General features: G+C 66.8%; 5 protein-coding genes. All 5 read right to left on the bottom strand.

The features are described from left to right. The coding region (locus tag A2J02_RS21810; protein WP_231911490.1) for an AMP-binding protein at positions 1-1,355 on the bottom strand (1,355 nt) is incomplete at its 3' end. Further along, complete coding sequence (locus tag A2J02_RS21805) at positions 1,318-1,962, bottom strand: energy-coupling factor transporter transmembrane component T family protein (RefSeq protein ID WP_068053459.1); 645 nt, start codon at positions 1,960-1,962, stop codon at positions 1,318-1,320. The genes A2J02_RS21805 and A2J02_RS21810, both read right to left, overlap by 38 nt. Then, positions 1,959-2,639 carry an energy-coupling factor ABC transporter ATP-binding protein gene (locus A2J02_RS21800; RefSeq protein WP_068053457.1) on the bottom strand — a complete coding sequence of 227 codons (681 nt, stop codon included), beginning with the start codon at positions 2,637-2,639 and terminating at the stop codon, positions 1,959-1,961. The genes A2J02_RS21805 and A2J02_RS21800 overlap by 4 nt, the downstream gene beginning before the upstream one ends. Positions 2,640-2,663: 24 nt before the next feature. Beyond that, positions 2,664-3,815 (bottom strand): thiolase family protein, encoded by a 1,152-nt coding sequence (locus tag A2J02_RS21795; RefSeq protein WP_068053454.1) that lies wholly within the window; start codon positions 3,813-3,815, stop codon positions 2,664-2,666. Beyond that, positions 3,812-4,725 (bottom strand): AMP-binding enzyme (locus A2J02_RS21790; RefSeq protein WP_068053451.1); only part of this gene is annotated, 914 nt, incomplete at its 5' end. The genes A2J02_RS21790 and A2J02_RS21795, both read right to left, overlap by 4 nt.

Raw genomic sequence — 4,725 nt, 5'->3', positions numbered from 1 at the left:
CGCGGCAGAGCGTCCACGACGGCGATCACCACGGGCAGGCTCGGCCCCGGCAGCACGGTGCGCAGGTGGCGGCGAATCCGAGCCACGGATATCGAATCGGTCTGCCCCACAACAACTCCGGCAGCAGGTTCCTCACCGGTTCTGTCGTTGGGCAACCCGACCACCCCGGCCTCGAGCACACCGGGAACTGCGAGCAGGGCCGCCTCGATCGGGGTCAACTCCACCGTGAGACCGGCCCGGACGATCGTCTCGCTGCCGCGGCCGTACAAGGTCAGTCGGCCGTCTTCGACACTGCCGCGATCGCTGACCGTCATCCACCCGTCGACCGGCCCGTTCGTCAGAGTGGTGTGGCCTCCCACTCGGCTCAGGTAGCCGTCGAACAGCATGTCGCTGCGGACATGAAGCAGCTCGTCCCGGATCTCGACCTCGACTCCGTCGAACAGCTGCCCGCTGACCTCGGTGCCTTCGATTTCGCTTCGGTCGTAGGAAACGAAACTCAGCTCCGACGCCCCGTAGAAATGCGTCAGCGCCGCGTTCGGAAGTACCGCCGCCAGAGCGGCCCTCCCCGGTTCCGCCCATCGCGCCGCGGACGAGAGCACTTCACGGACACTGTCCGATCGCACTCCCGAGCGAGCGATGTCCCAAGCAATGGTCGGGACCGAATACAGATGTGTTGCAGCATCTTCGAGGGCCACCGTGGGCTCCCGTAGGTCGACCGTCGCCCCGCGGGTGAGCCCGTGCAGTGCGCCGTAGAGAAAGTGCGTGTGATCGAGAGTGCCCGGTGCGGACACCCGATCTCCCGGACCGAGATCGAACAAGGCATCGGAGCGATCCAGCGTCGGCGCCCACGACGCTTGATTGCGCACGAACAGCTTGGGCGGACCGGTGGTTCCCGAGGTGACGCCCACGAGCAACTCGGAATTCGGTGTGGGGGTGGGGACGGCGGCGGGCGGGCTGGCTGGTATGTCCTCGGGTGCGAACACGTCGACTGCACCCCAACCGTGCACTCTCGCGTGCTGACGCGGGTGCGCGACAATCAGCGAGGGCTCGCAGACCGCCACGACATCGGCGAATTCCTGAGCCAACAAATGCCGATGCAGCAGAACGACACTCACCCCGGCATGCATCGCCGCGACGACGACCACCAACGACCCGATGTCCGACGTCGGCAGTACCGCGATGCGACGCATCCCTGCCACTGCGGACGCCGCGCGCGTCACCCGGTCCCAGAATTCGCGGTAGGTGACCTCCCCGGTCGCGTCGACCACGGCTGCCTCGGGGCGGTCGGAATGCCGCGCTATCCGGGCGGCGAGGAGTTCACTCGTGGTCATCGTCATCGTCATCGTCATCGTCATCGACACCATCGTCATCTACACCGCGCGCGACGAGGGCGTCTCCCATCGCGTCGGCGGTGCGGAGGGCCCGCACCAGGACCGGCGTTGCCAGTGCCGTCATCGACCACTGCAGTCCGCGTGCTTTGCGGGCCTGCGACACCTCTTGGACGATGGATGCGAGCAGCGGGATGCATCGGATGGCCAGGGCCAGCAGCAGTCCGATGCGATCCGGGTCGACGCCGAAGCGGCGGACGGGGCCGAGCGCTCGGGTGACGGTATCGAGCATGTCGGTCACGCGGGTGGTGAGGGTGACAAGAGCTGCCAGCGCAACGGAGATCACCAGCACCCCACACACCACGACGGCGCGCTGCCAGGTCGTGATGATTACCTGGAACACGCCGATGATCAGCAGCATCCACAGCACCGGACGCAGTTGCGCCAGTGCGACTTTCGCTGGAATGCGAGCCACCGCGAACAACGCCGCGACCAGCAGCGCCACCGCTGCGACCTCGAGCGGAGTGCGCGCGAAGATCACCGTTCCCAGGATCGCGAAGATCAACGCCAGCAGCTTCGATCCCGGGCTCATCCGGTGCAGCAGCGAGGTGCCGGGGCGGTAGAGACCGATCATCCGATCAGCTCCCGATAGGCAGGGACCGCGGCGGCGGGGGTTCCGTCGAACGCGATGCGGCCGTCGTCGATGACGATGACGCGCTCGAAGCTGTCCAGCAGGGCCAGTTGGTGGGTCACGACGATGACCTGCTGATCCATCGAATCCAGAGCCTGCGCAACGACGCGTCCGTTCCGCAGATCCAGCAGCGTGGTGGGTTCGTCCGCAACGACCACCTCCGGTCGTCGGATGAGGACGGCACCGATCGCCAGCAATTGTTTCTGTCCACCGGAGAGCAGGTGCGCCGGATGGTCGCGGTGCTGATCGAGACGGAAGCGGACGAGAATCTCCTCCACCCGCTCGGCCACCTGCTGTTTGGTCAGCCCAGACCTGCGCAGCGAGAACGCGAGATCCTCGGCGACAGTGGGCATCACGATCTGCGAATCGGGATCGGTGAACACGAACCCGACCTTCTTGCGTACCTGCGCACCCTTCTTGGCGGCGTCGATACCGTCGACCGTGACGCGGCCCGTATCGGGTTTGATCAGACCGTTGATCATCCGCGCGAGCGTCGACTTGCCGGAGCCGTTGGAGCCGATGATGCCGATACGGCGCTCGTCGAACTCGAGGTCGATGCCGTGCAGCACCTTCCGTTCTCCGAACGAGTGCGAAATGTTCTCGAACTTGATTGTGCTCATATGACCCTGCTCATGTAACCCTGCTCATGTCGCTCGTTCCACCAGCATCGCTATTCCTTGCCCGCCGCCGATGGCGCAGGCCGCCAGTCCCAGCGCCGGACCCCCGGGTTGCAACATTCGAGAGGCCAACCGTACCAGCAGAATTGCACCCGAAGCTCCCCACGGATGGCCCATCGCGATGGCTCCACCTTGTGGGCAGATGCGGTCCTCGTCGAGACCCAATTCATCCGAGACCGCGAGCACGACCGACGCAAAAGCCTCGGTGATTTCGATGGTTTCGATGTCGGAGAGGCCCACCCCGGTGCGGGCGAGCAGCTTCTCGATCGCCGGCACCGGACCCAGCCCGGGAAGAGCCGGGTCGGACCCGGCGACGGCACTGCCGAGGATGCGCAACGCCGGCATCCCGGCTGCCCGCTCGGCGGTGGTGATGGCCAGAACCGCTGCGCCGTCGGATATTCCGCACGAATTGCCCGCGGTCACCGTGCCGGCTGGGGTGAACGTGCCGGCTGGGGTGAATGTGGGGCGCAGCCTGCCGAGTCGCTGGGCGGTCATGTTGGGGCGGATGCGCTCGTCGGTTGCGACCTCGTTCACGGTGACGATCTCGGCCGAGAAGTCGCAGGCCGCCGCGCGCGCGAACGACCGTGCAGCGTAAGCATCTTGGCGTTCGCGCCCGATACCGCGGATTCGCGCGAGGTCGTCCGCTGCCACACCCATGTCGGGGTCCTCGAAGCCGGGCGGAGCGAACGGCGCTCGGGTGTAGCGGACAGGCTCTTCGCCGTCGACCGGTGGCCAGAACCGCCACGGACTGGTGCTGGCAGATTCGACGCCACCGGCCAGTATCGACGTCTCGTCGCCGCTGCGGATGCGCGACGCGGCCTGCGCCACGGCGTCGAGCCCGGATCCGCACTGCCGATCGACGGTGACTCCGGGAACACCGACACCGAGGCCCGCGAGCAGCGCCGAGACCCGTGCAACATCACCGCCGGGACCGAGGCAATTACCGAGAATCACGTCGTCGATCGGAATGTCGAGTGAACTGATTTCTGCTGCAACAGCTTTCAGCACCGGCGCGGCAAGGTTCGGGGCGGTGACATCGGCGAAGCCGTGCCCGGCGATACCGATTGCCGAACGTTTGGCCGCAACGATGACTGGGCTGCTCGAAGCAGACACATTCACAGCAGGGCCCTTCGGGCGATCTTGCCGCTCGCGGTCCGGGGCAACTGCTGCACCACCGTCCAGCGTCGCGGCATCGCCTCCTTCGCCATGATTGCGCGAGCGTCGGCGCGCACCAGGTCGAGGTCGCGGGTTCCGTCGAGTTCGATGACGGCTGAGACCGTTTCGCCGAGAACCGCGTGCGGTGTGCCGATCGCTGCCGCAGCTCGGACGCCGTCGAGCCCGGTCAGAATGTTTTCCACGTCCTCGGCGATGACGGTGGTTCCGCCCACGTTGATCGCTGCATCTCCGCGGCCGTGGACGAGGAGTTCGGAGCCGTTCAGTTCGGCCAGATCACCGACGCCGAACCAATCGCGCGCACCCAGCGCGGCGTACGGCGATCGAACGAACAGGTACCCGTCCTCGGTGCGTGCGTCGACATCCCGGAGCAGCCTCAGAGACGATTGTTCGCCCACCACTCTCGCCGCCACCAGCGACAACTCCGCCGAGCCGTAGTACTCGACCAGCCTGACGCCCTGCGCCGAGATCGCTTTCGCGGCAGCGTCATCGAGGCCGGCGCCGGCAGCGACGGCAATCCGCGCACGAGGCATCCGGCGGAGGACGTCACGGAGTACCGCAGGCACCGCGTGGACAGCCGTGGCATGCGCGGGATTGTCGGTGACGCATGCCCCCAGCCACAGTGCGTGCACCGCGGCGAACAGGTGCATCGTGGCGTGCAGCGGTCCGGTAATGAGCACGGTGTCGGTCGGGCGGATACCGGATATGTCGGTGAACTCGGGGAAGCTGTCTACCCACGACGCGGCCGTGCGAGCGAGCGGTTTCGGCCGGCCGGTGGAGCCCGAGGTTGCCACCAGCAGGAACGCGTCGGGATCGATGTGCGCAGGGCGCTCGGGACGGGCGGCCGGATCCTCCA

Source organism: Rhodococcus sp. EPR-147 (assembly GCF_001647185.1).
In the GTDB taxonomy this organism is placed as follows: domain Bacteria; phylum Actinomycetota; class Actinomycetes; order Mycobacteriales; family Mycobacteriaceae; genus Rhodococcoides.
Note: the sequence above shows the minus strand (reverse complement) of the source record. Positions and strands in the feature narration are given on the sequence as shown.